At 34.3% G+C, this 20,124-nt stretch carries 11 protein-coding genes; 6 read left to right on the top strand and 5 right to left on the bottom strand.

The window, feature by feature from the left end; genetic code table 11:
• The first annotated feature begins 113 nt into the window (after positions 1 to 113).
• The gene (locus OOL05_RS04040) at positions 114 to 2,228 is read left to right on the top strand and encodes a heme lyase CcmF/NrfE family subunit (protein ID WP_458694720.1); all 2,115 of its coding nucleotides are present in this window, start codon (positions 114 to 116) and stop codon (positions 2,226 to 2,228) included.
• On the opposite strand, the gene OOL05_RS04035 is transcribed toward OOL05_RS04040, so the two are convergent.
• Positions 2,175 to 4,718 (bottom strand): ankyrin repeat domain-containing protein, encoded by a 2,544-nt coding sequence (locus OOL05_RS04035; RefSeq protein ID WP_264729901.1) that lies wholly within the window; start codon positions 4,716 to 4,718, stop codon positions 2,175 to 2,177. The two genes, OOL05_RS04040 and OOL05_RS04035, sit on opposite strands and share 54 nt — an antisense overlap.
• Positions 4,719 to 4,831: 113 nt before the next feature.
• Here OOL05_RS04035 and mutS point away from each other — a divergent pair, with 113 nt between their 5' ends.
• Positions 4,832 to 7,342, top strand: a complete 2,511-nt coding sequence (mutS, locus tag OOL05_RS04030) for a DNA mismatch repair protein MutS (protein ID WP_264729899.1) — start codon at positions 4,832 to 4,834, stop codon at positions 7,340 to 7,342.
• Between the two features lie 61 nt (positions 7,343 to 7,403).
• Here the strand turns inward: mutS and OOL05_RS04025 are convergent, their stop codons facing one another.
• The gene (locus OOL05_RS04025; protein WP_264375894.1) at positions 7,404 to 8,780 is read right to left on the bottom strand and encodes an ankyrin repeat domain-containing protein; all 1,377 of its coding nucleotides are present in this window, start codon (positions 8,778 to 8,780) and stop codon (positions 7,404 to 7,406) included.
• A 133-nt stretch (positions 8,781 to 8,913) separates the two neighbouring features.
• On the opposite strand from OOL05_RS04025, the gene aspS reads away from it, so the two are divergent.
• Together aspS and OOL05_RS04015 are read left to right on the top strand one after the other, a co-directional pair.
• Positions 8,914 to 10,716, top strand: a complete 1,803-nt coding sequence (aspS, locus tag OOL05_RS04020) for an aspartate--tRNA ligase (protein ID WP_264729897.1) — start codon at positions 8,914 to 8,916, stop codon at positions 10,714 to 10,716.
• 35 nt (positions 10,717 to 10,751) lie between these two features.
• Positions 10,752 to 12,014, top strand: a complete 1,263-nt coding sequence (locus OOL05_RS04015; RefSeq protein ID WP_064085500.1) for an MFS transporter — start codon at positions 10,752 to 10,754, stop codon at positions 12,012 to 12,014.
• Between the two features lie 7 nt (positions 12,015 to 12,021).
• On the opposite strand, the gene OOL05_RS04010 is transcribed toward OOL05_RS04015, so the two are convergent.
• Positions 12,022 to 12,945, bottom strand: coding sequence for an RluA family pseudouridine synthase (locus OOL05_RS04010; RefSeq protein ID WP_264730813.1), 924 nt, complete (start codon positions 12,943 to 12,945; stop codon positions 12,022 to 12,024).
• A 108-nt stretch (positions 12,946 to 13,053) separates the two neighbouring features.
• Entirely contained in the window at positions 13,054 to 15,417 is a 2,364-nt protein-coding gene (locus OOL05_RS04005; RefSeq protein ID WP_264729894.1) for an ankyrin repeat domain-containing protein, read from the bottom strand.
• A 163-nt stretch (positions 15,418 to 15,580) separates the two neighbouring features.
• On the opposite strand from OOL05_RS04005, the gene OOL05_RS04000 reads away from it, so the two are divergent.
• Positions 15,581 to 16,867, top strand: coding sequence for a Na+/H+ antiporter NhaC family protein (locus tag OOL05_RS04000; RefSeq protein WP_211908158.1), 1,287 nt, complete (start codon positions 15,581 to 15,583; stop codon positions 16,865 to 16,867).
• 174 nt (positions 16,868 to 17,041) lie between these two features.
• On the opposite strand, the gene prfB is transcribed toward OOL05_RS04000, so the two are convergent.
• Positions 17,042 to 18,143 (bottom strand): peptide chain release factor 2 gene (gene prfB, locus OOL05_RS03995; RefSeq protein ID WP_264729892.1). Its coding sequence is split into 2 segments (ribosomal slippage): positions 17,042 to 18,076 and positions 18,078 to 18,143, totalling 1,101 coding nucleotides; the frame shifts between segments, so codons are not numbered across the junction.
• A gap of 155 nt (positions 18,144 to 18,298) precedes the next feature.
• On the opposite strand from prfB, the gene mgtE reads away from it, so the two are divergent.
• Positions 18,299 to 19,669 (top strand): magnesium transporter, encoded by a 1,371-nt coding sequence (gene mgtE / locus OOL05_RS03990; protein WP_010405243.1) that lies wholly within the window; start codon positions 18,299 to 18,301, stop codon positions 19,667 to 19,669.
• The last annotated feature ends 455 nt before the right edge of the window (positions 19,670 to 20,124 follow it).

The raw sequence follows: 20,124 nt of genomic DNA, 5'->3' as shown, positions 1-20,124 counted from the left end.
AAAGCTTAATGATTAATTTTTACTTACTATTAATATAATTGAAGATTAACTTTGTTCCTATATTAAAACTTTAACTCCCAATTTATTATTAGTAATATCATTATATGAATCTTATGCCTGAATTTGGGAATATATTGTTATTGGTAGCCTGTTTGTTATCTTTAACGTATTTGTTTCTACCGTTTAGTTCTTACCGATTCGTCTCCTCTGCCATATTTTTTTGTGTGTCAGCATCAATGGCTATTTTGATCTACTGCCACATTAAAAATGATTTCTCACTTGAAAACGTATATTACCACTCACACACAACAAAACCTTTGATCTATAAGATTTGTGGTGTTTGGGGAAATAAAGAAGGGTCTATGTTGCTTTGGACCTTAGTGCTTGTCATGTATTTATTACTAATGGATATTTATATACCTTCTGTCATCCCAGTGCCCAGACACTGGAATTTAATTGCAAATGAGTACATCAAATGGCAGTGTAATAAAAAATGGATTCCAGTGTCAAGCACTGGAATGACACCAGAACGAACTAATGGTAGTAAATTAAAAAAAATATCTCTTATCACCCAAGGCTTGATTTGCTTTTGTTTTTTACTGTTCACTTTACTTGAATCCAGCCCCTTCACTAAAATGCCAGGCATTGAAACAGATGGACTGGGTTTTAATCCGATATTGCAGGATATAGGCCTTGCTATTCATCCACCGGTATTATATTTGGGGTACCTTGGATTTAGCGTTCCTTTTTCGCTCTCTATAGCTGGATTAATTTTCAATACTGAAGGAAATGTTTGGGCTAAAATTGTCAGGCCTTGGGTACTTATTTCTTGGTCGCTGCTCACTTTGGGCATCAGCTTGGGTAGCTGGTGGGCATATCGTGAACTCGGTTGGGGTGGATTTTGGTTTTGGGATCCAGTGGAAAACGTTTCTTTGATGCCGTGGCTAATTGCAGTGGCGCTGACACATTTGTTGCTCGTTGTACGAAATTTCAATACTTTAAGGAATTTTGCTATTTTACTTACGCTTACAACTTTTATATTGAGTGTGACTGGAACATTTCTAGTTCGCTCAGGAATACTTACCTCAGTGCACACGTTTGCAGATGACCCAAGATATGGACTGTATATATTAGCTCTACTTGGTGTAATTACAGTCAGTAGCTTAGTAATATTTGTAGTGTTTACGAGAAAGAATCACACATCTTTCCAGTATTCGATATTGGAATCTGAAAAGAAATCTGCTACTCAAGTGACAGAGGGTAGAAGATTCTTTTCACGCCTTACGATGATGCTGATGAACAATTTATTATTCATCACTGCCTTTTTCATCGTGTTCGTTGGCACTTTATACCCTATAGTGCTTGAGTATTTAACCGGTGAATTAATTTCAGTTGGAGCACCATATTACAATTCTTTATTTAACTCTATTGCACTAGCTATTCTAGTGCTCACCATGATAGGGCAATACTGCAGTTGGCAGGGAAATAGTCTATTGCCAATATTCCGTGAATATAGATTTTCATTTTGTAGTGCTGCAGCTATTTTGCCGTTTATCTTTCACATGGAGCTAATGATTGTGCTATCAATTACCATCTCCATAGCATTATTAATCTTTGTTTTAGAAGCATATAGTAAAAGAATTTGTTTATTTAAGGTAGCATTTGGTGAATCAATTTTATTAGCAAGAAGAGTTTCTAAGTCCTACTATGCAATGATGCTTGCTCATGCTGGAGTGGCAATTCTAGTGCTTGGTATATCTTATTCAGTTGGTTGGCAGGAGAAAAAAGAAAACTACTTGGGAATAGGAGACAGCATAACAGTCAATAAATTTAAAGTTACTTTACGAAATATTGAGCTAATAAAAGAAAAAAATTTCCATGCAGTGAGGGGTACAATGGATATCAGGAATTTGCTGAATAATAAGATATTAGGTGAAGTAACTCCTGAATATAGATTTTACCTTGCGGAAGGTCAGAAAAATGTTGAAAGCAGTATCTACCACAATTTATTTTCTGATATTTATGTTGTAATTGGAGAGATTGATAAGAGTAAGAGCAAAATTGCAGCTAAAGTGCACTATAAACCTGGAATGTCTATAATCTGGCTTGGATCCTTTCTTATCGCTTTTGGTTCGCTCCTTGCTGCTTTGCCTTCTAGCAAAAAAGTAGTTCCTTCAGTAACCTTTCTGGCGAATTTTCTCTATGTTCTGTTGTACAATAGGAAATAAAGATATATTTTCTAATGAAGAACTTACATGATATATGGAATCTACTTCCTCAGGCCTTTTAAAATATCCCTGCTTAATAGCGTCGTAGACAGAAGAACCACCAAGCAAGCAGTTCTTACCTAACTCTTCTTTATAATTTTTAAACTTTTCCAATATTTCCTCCTTGTTACTCACTTCTACTATAATTTTTCCTTCATCTTGGACATCAGAATACAATCTAGCATCTACTTTTCCCAAATCAGTATGAAAAGTCAGTACTATATTACCTATAAGGTCAGTATAATTTCTTACCCCACCTTCTGTTAAAATTTCTGTCTCGCTTTCACCGATTGCTATCACGTCTCTTCGAAATTCTGTGCTTTCATCTGTTCCATTTATGATTTTTGCAACCTCGACTATACTATTCTTTGAGTATTTCAAGTAGAAAGTGAAGTTGTCCATTTTTGCCTCTTTTACCTTACCAGTAGTTGCGTTTTTTGCAGCTTCCAAAAACCTTAGAGAGTAATGTATATAGCTTTTACGTGCTTCTTTAAGATTAGCTTTGTGGTCTTTAAACTTCTCTAGTTTATCAATTACAATTATACTACTTAGAGTTTCAAATACTGCACCTCTTTTTACCAAATTACATACTATGCGACTAGCAACTTCTATGTCCCTTTCACCTTGAAAAATCTTTAATTCACTAATTCTTCTTATTACATAATCTGTAAAATTATACCTACTCTCATAAGTATTTTCATATATATTTCCCTCACGAGTAAGATTGAACCTTACCCTAGATTTTATAGCTTCATTTACAACCTGTTCTAGCTGATTTATGTCTTGAACTTCATCTAATTTACAAAAATATTTACCTGGATCTTGCTCATCTAGTAGAAAATCCTCCCCCCATAGATTTACACTTTTGCACAAATACTTTTTTCCATTATAGTCAACTTGTGTTTTTTTACGAAAAGTTCCATAAATAACATCATCAGTTAAAAAGTACTCTTTAATATTAAGGTTGGGATTATTAACTGCAAATTCTATTGGGGTTTTACCTTTTTTATCCTTTATATCAAGATTAGCTCCTTTCCTTAGAAGCAATTTGATAATTGTATCACAATGACCAGAACGAGTAGCATAATGTAAAGGTGTTCTTCCTGTGTCGTCCTTTTCATTAGGATCAGCACCTGAATTCAACAGTAAATCTATGAATTCTCCCGCATTGCTACATTCCATACTTGATAGAATATGCAGTATTGTCAGTTTAGATTCTCCTCTTTTAAGGTTGAGGATGGTTTTTAGATCTTGATTACTTTTATGATCCAGTAAAAATTTTTTAATTTTTTCAACATCGTTCTTATAATCCTTATAAGTAACATGTGGAAAGTCTTTAAAAGTACTTAAGAATTTTTTATTCAACTCCTTCTGACTCTCTGTTAAGTTGGACATGTCAACAAGCCACGTAGATATCAACTTACCAAATGCACCTCTTTCAGCAATATCAGTTAAAGAACAGTCATTGCGAAGTACCAGTGAGTATTTAATCAATTCATATTCATCATCCTCTTGTTGCTGTGTTTCTTCTGCTTTCTTAGAGTGCTTAAAATCATTTTTTATTAATTCAATCAAGAGCTTTAATGTGTTAAAACTTTTATGTCCCAATAAAGGATCTGCTTTGTTTTCAAGTAGAATTCTTGCTATTTCTGAATAGCCATTTCTAATAGCCCAGCATAACGGAGTACGCCCGTATTTATCCGCTATGTCAACAGCAGCTTCCTTTTCTATGATAGCTTTTACTATTTCCACTTGGCAATTTTCAGCAGAAACAGCATGATGTAATGCAGTACTCTCAGCCTGACTTACTGCATCAACATTAGCTCCCGTGTCTAATAGGAGTTCTACTATCTCTTTATTTTCATTGTGAGCAGCACAATGCAAAGGAGTACACCCATTTTGATCTGCTGTATTAACATTAGCCCCGTTTGCTATGAGAACTTTTATTATCTCTGTATAACCAAAGCGAACAGCAGCGTGTAAAGGAGTTATCTTAACTTTACCTACTGCATCAACATTAGCCCCCGTGTCTAATAGGAGTTCTACTATCTCTTTATGTCCATTGTGAGCAGCACAATGCAAAGGAGTACACCCATCTTGATCTGCTGCATTAACATTAGCCCCGTTTGCTATGAGAATCTCTACCACTCCTATACTACCACTTGCAGCAGCAAAGTGTAAAGGATTCCATCCATCTTGATCTGCTGTATTAACATTACCCCCTTTTTTTATTAAAAGCTCTGCTATCTTTACAAGATCATTTCTAGCAGCTATATGTAACAATGTACTTTGATCATCGAATGTATAATTTATGTTAAATCCATTATCTTGCCACTTTTTATACGTGTCTGGATCTTCTTTTTCCAATTCCTCTTTTATCCTTTCGATTATATTGTTCTCATTTAAGTCACTTATTGTCCTTAATATTTTTAACAACCGTTCATATTCCATAATTCTACCTCAAACTATTTGTTTTTGTACTATAGCTAAAAAAAATTATTGATCCATAATAAAATAACCAACACCAGAGTAAGTGGTTTGCTGCTAACATATTTAAAAATGTTATGAACTTAATAAGAGAAAAAAATACCCCTGTAATGGAGCAATATTTAAATTTGAAAGCTCAATACACGGATCATCTATTGTTTTATAGACTGGGCGATTTTTATGAATTGTTTTTCGATGATGCTATTAAAGCTGCGAAATTGCTGAATATAGTGCTAACCAAGAGGGGCAATTCAAATGGGCAAGAAATACCAATGTGTGGAGTGCCAGCACACAGTAGTGAGTCTTACCTGCACAAGCTAATAGATTTAGGATTCAAAGTAGCAATCTGTGACCAATTAGAAACTGCTGATGAAGCAAAAAAGAGGGGCTATAAATCCATAGTAAAACGTGATGTAGTGCGAGTTGTAACTCCAGGTACAATTATAGAAGATTCACTACTGGAGGATAAAAGCAATAATTATCTCGCATCCATAGTTGAACAAAATGACGAATATGCTATTAGTTGGCTTGAATTATCGACGGGAAAATTTTTTCACATTTTAACGAGTTTGAAAGCTCTAGATAGTGATTTATTGCGTATATCACCAAGAGAATTATTAATTTCTGAAAAATTCACTGAGGACGAAAAAATTAGATCGATTTTAAAAAATTATAAAATATCAATTACGCAACATGCACAGAGCTTTTTTGAGTATAGTAAATCTCACAGAACGTTATGCGAGTTTTATAAAATCAGGGAACTTGGGAGTATAGGAAATTTCAGCAAAGTAGAAATCATGGCGTGTGGTGCACTGCTTGAATATGTCATAGTAACACAAAGGGGCTCCGTTCCAAGGCTTGAATTCCCAAAAACCTATAAGCAACAAAATTTCATGCTTATTGATGCTTCAGCAAGGAGAAACCTTGAGTTGTTTTCAACTCAATTTGGTGAAAAGAAAGGTTCACTAATTTCAGTTATTGATCACACAGTAACAGCCTCTGGTGGACGCCTGCTCAAACAAATGCTCGCTTCACCCCTTGCTTGCTCTAAGGCAATTAATTTGAGGCTCAGCACCGCTCAATTTTTTGTAAATAATCATGAGCCACGCAGAAAAATACGAGAGATATTATCTAACATTCCAGATATTGAGAGGTCTTTATCGCGCTTAATACTAGGGCGTGGTTCACCAAAGGATATGAACCTATTAAAAATAGGCCTAGGAAAAACTTTAGAGTTGTCTGAGTTTCTGTCTACCTTGCATAATTATTGTTTAAGTGAAAAATCAGAAATTAACTCTCAGATGTCATTCCAGTGCTTGACCAGAGAAAAGGAACCAGTGTCTACTACTCAGGTGATAAGTAGTGACGAAAGTGAACTAAGCACAATACATAAAAGCCTTGGCAATCATAAAGACCTATTTGAACTGTTAAATAGTGCTATACTTGATAATAACCTCAGTTCCGTGAAAGAAGGAGGATTTATTCACTCAAAATACAACTCAGAATTATCTGAGTTATCCTACATATTAAATAATAGTAATAAACTAATAACCAAACTCCGTGAATCTTATCGCGACCTAACTGGTATTGCCGCACTTAAAATATTACATAACAACATACTCGGTTATTACGTTGAAGTGTCGGCAAATCACAAAATAACTTCGGATATATTTATTCATAGACAAAGCTTAGCAAATAGCATGCGCTACACTACTAATGAGTTGAAAGAACTAGAAAATAAAATTCTTACGGCACGTGATGCTGCAATCGGCTTAGAAATGAAAATTTTTAGTGAACTGTGTAGTGAAGTCGCTAAAGAATCTGAAAAAATTGCTCTTGCTGCAAATGCTTTGGCAAAACTTGATATTAGAACCGCGTTTGCAGAGCTTGCAGTGCAAAATAATTACGTAAAACCCATCATTGATGACAGCAAAGAGTTCAATATCTGTAGCGGAAGACATCCAGTGGTTGAAGTTAACGATAAATTCATTGCAAATAGCATCAATTTAGCTGGTATACATCTAATTACTGGTCCTAATATGGCTGGAAAAAGCACTTTCTTGAGGCAAAACGCTCTCATTGCAGTTTTAGCTCATATGGGGTCATTTGTGCCAGCAGAGAGTGCGCATATTGGAGTGATTGACAAGATATTCAGCAGGGTTGGCGCAACGGATAATATAACAGCTGGTTATTCTACCTTCATGGTAGAGATGATCGAAACAGCAACGATAGTAAATCAGGCAACGGACCGTTCCTTGGTGATACTTGATGAAATTGGTAGGGGCACAGGGGTGTATGATGGATTATCTATTGCACAGGCGGTGATTGAACATATTCACAATGTAAATAAGTGCCGCGCCATTTTTGCAACTCATTATCATGAATTAACTAAAGTAGGTGAATACTTAGAAAATGTGAAATGTTTTTGTATGAAAATAAAAGAATGGAACGGAGAGGTTATCTTTCTACATGAAGTAATTGAAGGCATTGCAGATGAGTCATATGGAATACATGTAGCAAAACTTGCTGGTTTTCCTGACTCTGTTTTAAATAGAGCAAGTGAAGTGTTTGAGGAGCTAAAGGCTTGAGGAAAGTAATATTATATTACTACACAATCATGGAGTTTTAGCAATCTATGGCGCTTTAATTTTAGTCAGCTTTCTGAGTAGCTGAATTAACGTAGCATTGATCTATTGCCACATTGGTCAAGATTCCAATTCCACCACCTACAACTGCACCTACAGCTCCTAATGCTAGTTGAGTACCAATTCCAGCAGAAGACCCAATGATTAATGGAGCAAGAAAATATAATGCTAAAGCGCAAGTTATTGCAGCTACACTTATAACAGCCAGCTTTCTCGGACAAAAATTTTCTGGTGCCTCAGCACTAGATATGAATGATGATTTTACTAGATTTTTTCTACTTTCATGATCTAAAAAGCCACTCACTGTTCTCATTATAGGACGGGTAGAGCCGCCACCAGTCAAGTCAATTCTATCTTCCACTATATCATGAAGTTCTTTAACTTGAGCTTTATATTCGTCCCAGTAGACTGATAACTCTTGTTGGTCATTGAGAAGATCTGGTTTATTTGAAGTTGTTAACCAGTGTGAGTCATGTTCCAAAATATATCGAATTGTAGCTTTCCCTATATCTATATGCCCTTCAGTAATTGCATACTTTAAAACACCTTCTGCTTTTTCCCTTCCAACATTAAGATCAGCACCAGCTTTTATCAATAATTCTACTATTTTTGGAGAATTATGAAATATAGCAATATCTAAAGGGACCATCTCATTACAATCTTTAATATTTAAGTTTGCTTTTTGTTCTATTAAATAACTTATAAATTTTAAGGTTTCATCAGATTTTTGATCGTCTATGTCTTTATATTTGTAATATATTCTAATTGCAAAATTCAACGCAGTTTCACCCTTTAACGCACTACCACCAATAATTAAGTTCTGATAGCTTTTTACCTCTTGATTTATTAAGTTAACATCCGCGCCGTTTTCTATTAAAGCCTTAGCTCCTTTGAAATTGCTTTTTGCAATTTGCAGATGAAGTAAGTAACGACCAAGATGATCAGTTGCATTAGGATTTGCACCTTGTTTAATCAAATACCTTGCAATTTTATCATTAAATTTGTGATCATAAGTTGCAGATTGTAGTGGCTCAGGATTTTGCTGTAACTCATGTTTAGTTATTGATTTATTTATCTGACAGATTGATTTTACTAACCCTAAATTTCTTTTCATAATCGCCTTTTTGACTGCAGCGCTGAAACTTACACCTTGCTCTATTAAATACTTAGCTATTTCTTCATCAACAGCATCACCTAATAAATTTGTACCGCTTTGGGAATTAACGTCAGTAACAACATCTCGAATAATGGAACTATTTTTCTCAAAAATTGACTTTACTTTTTCTGAATCATTTTTGGTAACAGTATCAACAAGATCTTTTATTATAGCATCCACCCTCTTTTTTTTAGCCAACATTTCCTCTAATTCTTCAGAATTCATAAGTATACCTCAACACACACAATCAAAAAAATTATATCCAAATCAGAATTGTTTGTAAAGGATTTTTAGATATTAGCTTGCCCAAAGGTTAATTTATTTTATAATCTTTCTGTATTCTAGAAATTTCAATTAAATGAACTGCTATAAAACTCACGCGTGTAATGAATTAAGGAAGAATGATGTAGAAAAGGAAGTTACTCTCTCTGGGTGGCTGTACCGTAAACGTGACCATGGTAACCTAATCTTTGTTGATTTAAGAGATTTTTATGGAATTACTCAACTGGTATTCAATAATGACAAAGACTTTTTTGGTGAAATTTCAAATTTAAAATCAGAAAGTGTGATTACTGTCACAGGAATAGTCAAAGCTAGAACTGAAGATACGGTAAATAGCTCTATTTCCACAGGAGAAATTGAAGTTATAGTTAGTAATTTACAAGTTGAATCGGAAGTTGAGTTCCACTGTGATGAAGAAATAGCAAAAGAAGAAAGAAGTATATTAGCAAGTATTGCCGGTGAGCAAGAATACCCAGAAAATATGAGATTTAAATATCGGTTTCTTGACTTAAGACGTGAAAAAACCCGTAACAACATTATTCTACGCTCAAAAATCATTGCAGAGCTGAGAAGGCTCATGATAGAGCAAGGATTTTTGGAAATTCAAACTCCAATACTTACTGCCTCTTCTCCTGAAGGGGCACGTGATTATTTGGTGCCAAGCAGACTGAATCCTGGTAAATTCTATGCATTACCACAAGCTCCGCAGATTTTTAAACAGCTGCTCATGGTTTCAGGGTTTGATAAATATTTTCAAATTGCACCTTGTTTTCGTGATGAGGACGCAAGGGCTGACCGTTCTCCTGGGGAGTTTTATCAGCTAGATCTTGAAATGTCTTTTGTAATTCAAGAAGATATATTTCAGGTTATTGAATCTACCTTATATAAAGTGTTTGCCAAATTTTCTCGCAAATCAGTTGATAAAGATTTTCCACGTATTACATACAAAGACGCAATGCTCAAATACGGTTCTGATAAACCAGATCTGCGCAATCCACTATTGATCAGCGATGTAACAGAAATTTTCCGTAATTCAGAGTTCAATATTTTCAAAAGCAATATTGAGCGAGGTATGGTAGTGAGAGCCATTCCTGCTCCTAAAACAGCAGAAGAACCTCGTAGCTTTTTTGATAAAAAAATAGAACATGCACAAAAAGAATTCGGTGCTAAAGGTCTTGGATATATAACGTTCGATAAAGATGGAATTGCAAAAGGACCAATTGCTAAATTCCTTGATGACAATAGGTTAAATTCCATAAAAGAAATAACAAATATAGAACCTGGAGATAGTGTATTTTTTGCTTCTGATAAGGAAAATGAAGCAGCAATAATTGCAGGGAAAGTGCGTATTCTTTTGGGATCAGAACTAGGTCTTATAGATGACAATATCTTCAAATTCTGTTGGGTGATTGATTTTCCTTACTTTGCGTATGACGATAAAAGTAAAAAAATTGATTTCTTTCATAATCCATTTTCTATGCCACATGGTGGCTTGAAAGATTTAGAAGAAAAGAATCCACTGGATATCCTTGCTTACCAATATGATCTTGTTTGCAATGGAATAGAGCTGTCAAGTGGAGCAATTCGTAATAACAAACTAGATATTATGTACAGAGCTTTTGCCATTGCAGGCTACAGTAAAGAGGAAGTTGATACAAAATTCGGTGCGCTCGTGCGTGCATTTAGGTTTGGAGTGCCACCTCATGGTGGAATAGCACCAGGGGTTGATAGAATGGTTATGCTGCTTGCTGATGAGCCGAACATTCGTGAAGTAATCTGTTTTCCTATGAATCAGCAAGGTGAAGATGTTCTAATGGGTGCTCCTTCTAAAGTAGAGGATAAGCATTTACGTGAGTTGTCTTTAAAGGTTGTTGAATAAAAATTTTTATAGCGGAGTGTGGTAAACTGGAAGTTATGAACAATATTCAAAAAGCAATACTATCAAGCATAATCTGCAATATGATTATATGGTATGAAGTAACTCTGTTTGGAGTTTTAAAGCATATAATAAGCAACGTTTTTTTTCCTTCAGAAAGTGATTATTTAAGCACAATCAAATTTCTTGGCAGTTTTGCAATTGGATTTGGATTTAGACCACTTGGTGCATTTATTTTTGGTTACATTGGAGATAAATACGGCAGAAGGAAAATTTTGCTGACTTCCGTAATATTAGCTTCGATATCATCTACTGCAATTGCGATTATACCAAGCTTTAAAGAAATAGGAATATTTTCTCCTATGCTGCTTCTGCTTTGTAGAATAACACAAGGAATGGCAGCAGGTGGAGAAACAAGTATCAATTCAGCTTTTTTAATAGAGCATTCAAGCGATAAAAAAAATCTAGGCTTTTTAGGTAGCATGAAAGCTTTTAGTGGTGCTCTTGGTTCTATTACATGCTTTGTAATGATAGCTGTTTGCAAAAAGTTTACAGGTGAAAATTATGAAATTTGGGGCTGGAGGTTGCTCTTCTATTTCTGCTCTGTTATGGGTGTAATAGGCTTTTTAATAAGGTACATAATGGAAGAGAGTCTAGCATATAAAACTCATGACCAAAATAAAAGCTTATCTAATTCTCCCTTTTTAGAATTAATCAAGAATTATAAAAGAGCATTTGTGATAGCAATTGGACTTGGCATTGCTCAAAACGCAATTGTTTATTCAGTAATCATGTTTTACAACATATCTGTAAAAGAGCTTATTCTTTCAGATATTGATATTAAAAATGTAGTAAGGATTATGGTTGAAATTACATTTGGGACGTCTGCAGTGCTGTTTGCAATACTGTCTGATAAAGTTGGAAGAAAAAACGTGATCATTCCTACGTTATTAGCTTTAGCTTGTGTCAGTTTGCCGGTACTTTCGCTATTATCAAATGATAACCACTATATTGTAACGCTCACTTTTCTATTAATAAGTGTGCCGATAGGCGCATCTTTTGGAATATATAATTCTCTCGCCTGCGAGTTATTTCCAACAAAAGTTAGATGCACTGGCTTTAGCCTCGCACATAACATATCTGCAGGTATTTTTGGCGGCCTTTCTCCATCGATATGCATGTGGCTTATAGAAAAAACTGAAACAAAACTTGCAGCAGGCATTTATCTTACTATCTGTGCGTTAATTAGCCTAATATCTGTACTTCAAATTAAAGCCAAAGATAGAAAAGTTGATTGGTGAAATCGTTTCAGTTGAAAGATAGCACTTCAATAGATTTTTCGATGTGCCTAGGGATAGGTGCAGTAATAGTGATTTCTTTATTGCTTGGTAATTTTAAAGATAAAGAATGCGAATGAAGGTGGATCTGATTTACTACCCCATCGATAAAAGCTTTTTTACCACCATATTTACCGTCACCAAGAATAGGGCAATTTATATGAGCTAAATGTGCACGCAACTGATGTGTCCTGCCGGTAATTGGTTGTAATTTTAAATAAGCAACATTATGTTTTAATCTTGATATAATTGAAAAATGCGTAGTGGCATTTTGAGGTGAGTCTTCATCAATAACTACTTTTTCTTGCCCTGAAATATATTTTTTCACCAACGGGTAGTCTATTATTCCATTATCTTTGCTCGGTATACCAGAAGTTAATGCTAGGTAAGTTTTTTTTATCCTCCGTCCTTTAAATTCTTTCATAAGGTATCTTGCAACACTGGCATTGCGCGCGAATATTATTACTCCGCTTGTATCTCTATCAAGTCTATGGACAATTTTAAATACTTCCCCTTCTCTTATTTGGTCAAGCAAGTCACTAATGCTAATTTTTACCTTTATACCGCCTTGAACGATTATTCCTGCTGACTTGTTTATAGCTAATATATACTCGTCTTCATATAGTATGTTGTCTCTCAGTAAATTTACTAATTTTTCATTATATTTACGATCAGAATTAGTGTTTTCAATATAATCTAAGTATCTTATCGTTATAGTTTGCCCAGAATTCACTCTATCGCTGGATTTTGCCGTGCAATTATCAACCTTGATTAATCCTTTCCTTAAAGACTTCTCAATTGCAGATTGTTTCAAATTGGGAAAAATTCTTCTAATGTACCTATCGAGCCTAACGTTATTGTCTTCTACTAATATGGTTTTGATACCTTCTGACATCTTACTTATAAAAATTTTATTGTGTAAACTAAAATCTAACATACCTAATGTACTCCTCAGTTTCAGCTACTTGCATCGAGTGCTGCGTGCTGGAATTTAGAGGATTATTTAACTCTTTATAACAGCTTCATATTTTCCTACAGCTGAGTAAAGTGGTAACAATGATAGTTTCTCGATCATAGAGAGGTGAGTATTAGGCTCTTTAGTACTAGGGCCTGGACACGCTTCAGTGTTAGGCCCTGACTTCATACACTCAATGCCGTTAGCTAAAGATGTTACTCTTCCTACATTAACATTTTTAGTGCGATATGACCACCTGTAAGGACTATGTAATATTTGTTCTTTTACTCCATCCATTTCATCTGGACACGCTTTAGTGTTAGTCCCTAACTGCACACATTTAATGCGGTCAGTTATAAGTGCTACTCCTTTTCCATTAAGTTTAGCGTTATACTGTAATTGTTCAATTTGATTAGCTTGATCTCTTATCATACGTTCAAAGCTGATAGATAGATTATGTGATTCTATTTCTCTCAACATATGTGATTCTATGTGTTGCACTGTCATTAATTTTTTGTTTCTGAGTATACTTGATTCTAAGTCAAGCTGTGTAAGTATAGCTATTGCTCTTTGTTCTGCTTCCACTAGAAGATTACTTATACCTTGACGTTCAGCTAAATCTCTTACAGTTTCACCACAGTGATCAGGCAATGAAGTATTTGCGCGATAACATAGTAAGGTCATTACTACTATCCAGTGTCTACGTTCGACAGCATAAGCTAAAGGAGATTGCCCAGAGCTATCCTGTGCATTAACATCTACTCCATATAAAATTAAGATCCTTACTACTTCCGGATGGTTATACTTGGCAGCTTTATGTAAAGCAGTTGATCCTAAATCATCATCTGCATTAGCATTTACTCCAGCTTCTAATAGAGCATGTACCATTAGTGTATCACCATGTCTGGCAGCACAACGTAAAAACTCAGCTCCCATCAATTTCATCATATCCTTCCATATTCCAAGTTGTATCATAGTAGTTACTGCTTCTAGATAATTATATGGACAAATAGAAAGTAATATTTTCTGTGGATCATTCGTCTCAATACTTGCTCCATGGGCTATTAGATAATACATTACTTTTCTATTGCCTTTTGTAGCAGCACAATTAAAAGGAGTCCATCCCCATGCATCCTTATAGTTAACATTTGCTCCATATTTTATTAAGAGCTCTACTGCTCCCACATTACCATTCGTAGCAGCAATATGTAAGGGAGATCGTCCAATTAAATTATCCTCTAGATTAACATCTGCTCCATGTTCTGATATGCACTTTAATAGGTCTTCTAATATTGAAATATCGTTCTTTGTAACAGCCCAATATAGAGGAGTCCATCCAAATACATCTACTATCTCAATATTTTTGTCGATATTCTTGTCGTTTTTTATTATACAACCCACCATTGCTCTATCAACATTTGCAACAGCAATATGTAAAGGAGTAAGTTTAAGCGCCCCATTCTTCTTAACATCTGCTCCATTATTCATTAAGAACCTTACTACTTCTTTATGGCCATTTCTGGCAGCTTCATATAAAGCAGTCAAGTTCATCAGATCTTCCACATTAGGATTTACCTTCTTCGTTACTAAGATTTTTATTATTTCTATATCGCCATTTACAGCTGGCTGATATAAAGTAGTCCGTTGAGATGAATCCAACAGATTAACATCTGCCCCTTTTTCTATTAGCTCTGATACCATTTTTACATTGCTATTTTCAGCAGCCCAATGTAAAACATTCCATTCAAAAAATGGCCCTTTTGCGTTAATACTGATTCCTTTTGCTTTACACAGAGCATTGAATACATTCATCAAGTTAAAATCCATAGCTAAACACAATAATGCGTATTGATCATACCCACTATGTATATCGTAATTTAATGTAAACCAATAATTTACATTAAATTTAGCTTTCTTCCACTCGTGATACACATCTTTACTTGCTTTCTTTAGCTTCTCTATTGCCTCTAGTATCTTTTGTGTATCTAACATCACTGGCATTTTCTCTGATGTTTTTCGCACATTCAGTACATCTTCTGTCGTCACTGCTTTTGATTTTTCTGATGTCTCTTGTACACCTAACTTTTTTAGTACTCTCTTTAATATCTTTTGTGCATCTGATACTCCTTGCTCTTTTAGTATTTTTTTTGATTTCTCTAATGTCTGTGGTATATGTTGCACTTTTACTTTCTTTTTTAATGGCTCTGGTGTCTCTTGCACTATTGGAATCTCGTTTGATATTTCTAATTTATGCGATACCCCTTCTAACATTCTTAATACTTCTTTTCTCTCCAGTATCCTTGCTTTATTTAGTAGCTCTTTTATTTTTTCAATTACATTATCTTTGCTTAAATCTGCCTTCTGATCAACTATACCTAGTATTATTTCCCATTGCTCATGTGACATTGCCATAGCTTTACCTCATACTATAGAATATTTTTTAATACTATACATAATAATGTAATGATCAATATATTTTTTCTACAAGTGCAACATTAGAGACTAAAGCCTTGCGAAAACCAAGCTTGCCTGAAACCACTTAATTGATTATAATCATAGGTTTTAAGGCAGTAAAATGACAGCTTTTTTTCCTTTGGTTATTTTTTTAATCTTATACCTTGGAAGTGGTGTCTATTTTTCCTTTATTGGAATTGATAATCCGCTTCGCCAAGTTTCACCGGTAATTTGCCTACTACCGGCGCTATTTTTTGCTGTTGCATGCAGTGCAGGTAAAATTCAACGTAACATCGATACTGTCATCGAGGGTATGGGCGATAAAAACACCCTTACTATGTGTTTAACTTTTCTATTTTCTGGAGCATTTTCTGTGGTGACTCAATCAATTGGTAGTGCAGATACTGTTGCTGATTTAATTCTCAATTTCCTTCCAGCAAGATTACTACTGCCTGGAGTATTTTTGGCTTCCGCTTTTATATCAACTGCAATTGGTACGTCTATGGGAGTTGTTGTATTAATGGTACCAATAGCTGTTAACTTAGCAAAAAGTGGGGCTTTTGGTCTTGAAATAGGAACTGCAACTGTAGTTGGAGGTGCCGTATTTGGTGATAATCTTTCAATGATATCTGACACTACTATTGCATCTGTTTCTTCACAGGGGGCCACGATAAAGGATAAACTTAAAGTGAATTCTAAAGTAGCATTTGTTGCCAGCATTATAACGCTTGTCTATCTGGCAATTATGGCAGATAGTACAAAAATTATTCCTACATCAAATTTAGATTATTTATCAGTAATAAAGATTATTCCTTATATTTCTTTAATAATCATGGGGTTATTTGAAGTTACTACTTTAGTAACAATAACTATAAATATAATTGTTGCTAGTGTATTAGGGATGACTTTTTTTGACTATACTATCATTCAACTCTCTCATGACATATATGACGGTTTCAAAAAAGTAAACGAGATAGTGATATTTGCTCTATTTATTGGCGGATTGAGTCATATAATGTACAAGCAGGGTCAAAAGGCATTACACAAACTTATCGATGAAAGCAATATCACAAAAACTAAAGCTGAATTTGTAATAGCGGGCATAGCATCTATGTTTACTGTTTTAGTTGCTAATAATACCATTGCTATTTTATTAAGTGGCGATATTGCAAAAAGGCTCGCGCAAAAGCATAATATTCCGTCATACCGTAGTGCATACTTGTTAGACATTTTTGCTTGCGTTACAAAAGGCATTTTGCCTTATGGTTCCCAGCTGCTGCTAGCAGGTAGCATTGCTTCTGTCTCACCTATTTCTTTGTTAACACAAGTTTATTACTGCTTTATTTTAGCAGCAGTTACAGTAGGTGAAATAATCATCAATGGCAGACGTTGCGCGGCTACAACTTAATGTACGAAGATTTCTCTTCATATTACATTTTTGTGCCCATAAGAAACGAGTTGCCATTTTCATCAGCTACTTGGATAATAGATATATTCACAAAATTGTTCCATTTTTCTCAATAGATTTTGGTTTTCTTTTCCCCTTATTAGCAGAGCATAAAACTTAGCTTTTTAATAAATCTCATTTTAACTCCAATACACTAACTATGAAACAATCTATATTGCCATCAAAAACGGAATTTATATTGCCAACTTCATGTCCAGTCCTTAAATCCTTTACCATTTGATATGGATGCATAACATACGATCTGATCTGACTGCCCCAACCTATATCGCATTTCTTGCCATATTCTTCGGCCATTTTCTGTTCTTTTTTTTCCAATTCAATTTGATATAAACGTCCTTTAAGTAGTTTAAGTGCTTCATCTTTATTTTTATGTTGAGAACGACCATTTTGGCATTGAGCTACAACGCCTGTTGGAATATGCGTAATACGTACCGCGCTTTCAGTCTTATTTACATGCTGACCACCTGCTCCAGAAGCACGGTAAGTGTCGATCTTTAAATCCTTTTCATCCACAACAATATCTATTGAATCTTCAATCACTGGAGTTACTCCTACACTTGCAAAACTGGTATGACGTTTACCATTTGCATCAAATGGTGATATTCTAACCAATCTATGAACTCCACTTTCGCTTTTTGCCCACCCGTAAGCTTTTTCTCCGATGATCTTTATTGTTGTAGATTTTATACCAACTGCATCACCATCTAATTTTTCTACAACTTCAACTTTAAAATTGTGATAAATTTCTGCCCATCTTGTATACATGCGCATGAGCATCTCAGTCCAATCATTGCTCTCTGTTCCACCAGCTCCTGAGTGGATTTCTAAAAAGCAGTTATTGTTATCTGCTTCACCAGTAAATAAGGATTCTGTCTCTTTAAGTTTGATTAATTTCTCTAGCTTTACTAACTCACCTTTAACTTCAGAAAAAAATTCTTCATCATTCTCATCAATAGCAGATTTCATCAAGCTGATAGAATCGTTGTAATCGCTTTCTAGCTTTGAAAACGATTCTATTTCATGCTTAATTTTAGAGCGTTCTTTTAAAATCTCTTGTGCTTTTTGATTGTCTTGCCACAGATTATCATTCAACGCTTGAGAATCCAGCTCTTCAAGACGCAACTTCAATTTTTCTATGTCAAAGACACCTCCTGATAAGAGAAATACTTTTATTTAAGCCTTGAAAGTATTCAAGGATTTCTGGATGGGTTTTCATTATACTTTAGACTTTAATATATTTATTATCACTAACAATAACAGCAAACAAAATAGAAATTTAACCATATAATAGTTAATTCAAAATAATTTTATTATACTTGAATGTTCAATAAAATCAAGTGTGTATATTTATTAAAAAAATAAGGTAAAGTAATGAATATTAAAACAAGTTCTCATTATGGTTTAGACAAAAAGGCTATTGATGATTTAATAGAGTCTCTCGATAATCAAGAATTAGAGAATGTTCGTAATATTGTAAAAACGATAGATAGCGTTCAGTTAGCTTATTTTTTATCTACTTCGATCAGTGATCACAGGGAGAAATTAGTTAATATCCTCGATCAACATTTGTTAAGTGATGCCTTAGTACATGTAGTACCAGATTTACAAGTAGAGATCATAGAAATATTGGGAATAGAAAATACAGCAAAGTTACTAATGCTTCTTGATATAGAAGACATAGTAGCTATAGTGAAAGATTTAGATAGAAAGTCTATAGAAAATATACTTAACTACTTACCCAATGCAACTCAAAAATTAGTAGAGGAATTGTTATCATACCCAGAAGAAAGTGCAGGAAGGTTGATACATAAAAATATGGTTATAGCTCCATATTATTGGACGATAAATCAGCTAATGGAATTCTTGCGCAACTATAAAAAAATACCAGAAACATTTTATCAAATTTTCATCATTAACTCAAAATTAGAACCCATAGGCATTTTCAACTTAAATAAGGTAATATCTCACTCAGGAGAAACAATAATAAAAGAGATAATGAGTCAAGATATAAAAATAATTAAAACTGGAATGGACCAAGAAGAAGTAGCAAGAATATTTAAAGATTACTCTCTATTATCAGCTCCAGTAGTAAATAAGAATGGTAAAATTATAGGTGTAATCCTTATTGAAGATGTAATCAAAATTGTTCAACAAGAAGCAGAAGAGGATGTGCTTAAAATAAGCGGTGTATCTTCTAAATCTGATATAAATGCCCCTATACATAAAACTATAATTAAAAGACTACCTTGGTTACTGTTTAACCTCTTAGCTGCAACAATATGTTCTATAGTAGTTGGCTTTTTCGATAACGTAATACAAAGTTTTATAGTACTGCCAATAATTATGCCAATCATTGCATCGATGAGCGGAAATGCAGGATCCCAAACAGTAACACTAACTATCCGGGCAATCGCAACAAAATATCTAACTGAGCAAAATGCAAAAAGAATACTGATGAAAGAATTTTTAATAGGTCTTATAAACGGGGTGATCTTATCTACTATTTCATTAGTAGTGTTAGCAATAAGGTTTCACAATGTCAAAGTGGAGATGATTTTTGTGGTCTCCATGATTATGATGTCAATTATTGCAACGTTCATCGGAACTTTCATTCCTATAATGCTTCATCGTTTAAGATCCGATCCTGCTGTTTCGTCTTCAATCTTAACATCAGCAACAACTGATATTCTCTCAGCTCTTATATTTTTTGGTCTAGCCACGATCTTTTTATTAAATAGCTGAATCTTGCTATATAAAAAAATTGCTTTACAAGCTTTACCGTCCACGTTATCATTACTCATAGATGCATTGAAGAAGAAAAATAACAGTCGATAAAGAAATAAAAGTACATGAAACTGAGCTGCTTTAGTTTTAAAATAAAAACTAAAATAAGATGCTAAAGTATGCAAAAAAATTCTTGCTTTGCTAGATCTTTTTAGCTACAATGCAGTCTAACGTAATGAAAACATGGGGTGTGAGTTAGATGCATTGTATTATGTATATCACTCAGAAAGCAATTCTCGATTTTTTAAGAATATATCTATTTTAGTCAGAAGTCAAAAGAAAAGCATACTGTTACTCAGCAATTAAAGTTACTTAGGATTACCGTAAGGTTTCTACAGCAAATTGGTTTGGTACAGCTGCATAAGAATCAAATGTTGAAATCAATCTTCAGAAAAGAGGTTTACGACAAAACA

The organism is Wolbachia endosymbiont (group B) of Episyrphus balteatus (assembly GCF_947250575.1).
Taxonomy (GTDB): domain Bacteria; phylum Pseudomonadota; class Alphaproteobacteria; order Rickettsiales; family Anaplasmataceae; genus Wolbachia.
This window is presented reverse-complemented; position numbering and strand designations above follow the sequence as displayed.

What these genes read in the sequence shown, in the direction of transcription:
- OOL05_RS04040 (WP_458694720.1), top strand. Translation starts at nt 114, where the DNA reads ATGCCTGAATTTGGGAATATATTGTTATTGGTAGCCTGTTTGTTATCT.
- OOL05_RS04035 (WP_264729901.1), bottom strand. Translation starts at nt 4,718, where the DNA reads ATGGAATATGAACGGTTGTTAAAAATATTAAGGACAATAAGTGACTTA.
- mutS (WP_264729899.1), top strand. Translation starts at nt 4,832, where the DNA reads ATGAACTTAATAAGAGAAAAAAATACCCCTGTAATGGAGCAATATTTA.
- OOL05_RS04025 (WP_264375894.1), bottom strand. Translation starts at nt 8,780, where the DNA reads ATGAATTCTGAAGAATTAGAGGAAATGTTGGCTAAAAAAAAGAGGGTG.
- aspS (WP_264729897.1), top strand. Translation starts at nt 8,914, where the DNA reads ATGAACTGCTATAAAACTCACGCGTGTAATGAATTAAGGAAGAATGAT.
- OOL05_RS04015 (WP_064085500.1), top strand. Translation starts at nt 10,752, where the DNA reads ATGAACAATATTCAAAAAGCAATACTATCAAGCATAATCTGCAATATG.
- OOL05_RS04010 (WP_264730813.1), bottom strand. Translation starts at nt 12,945, where the DNA reads ATGTCAGAAGGTATCAAAACCATATTAGTAGAAGACAATAACGTTAGG.
- OOL05_RS04005 (WP_264729894.1), bottom strand. Translation starts at nt 15,417, where the DNA reads ATGGCAATGTCACATGAGCAATGGGAAATAATACTAGGTATAGTTGAT.
- OOL05_RS04000 (WP_211908158.1), top strand. Translation starts at nt 15,581, where the DNA reads ATGACAGCTTTTTTTCCTTTGGTTATTTTTTTAATCTTATACCTTGGA.
- mgtE (WP_010405243.1), top strand. Translation starts at nt 18,299, where the DNA reads ATGAATATTAAAACAAGTTCTCATTATGGTTTAGACAAAAAGGCTATT.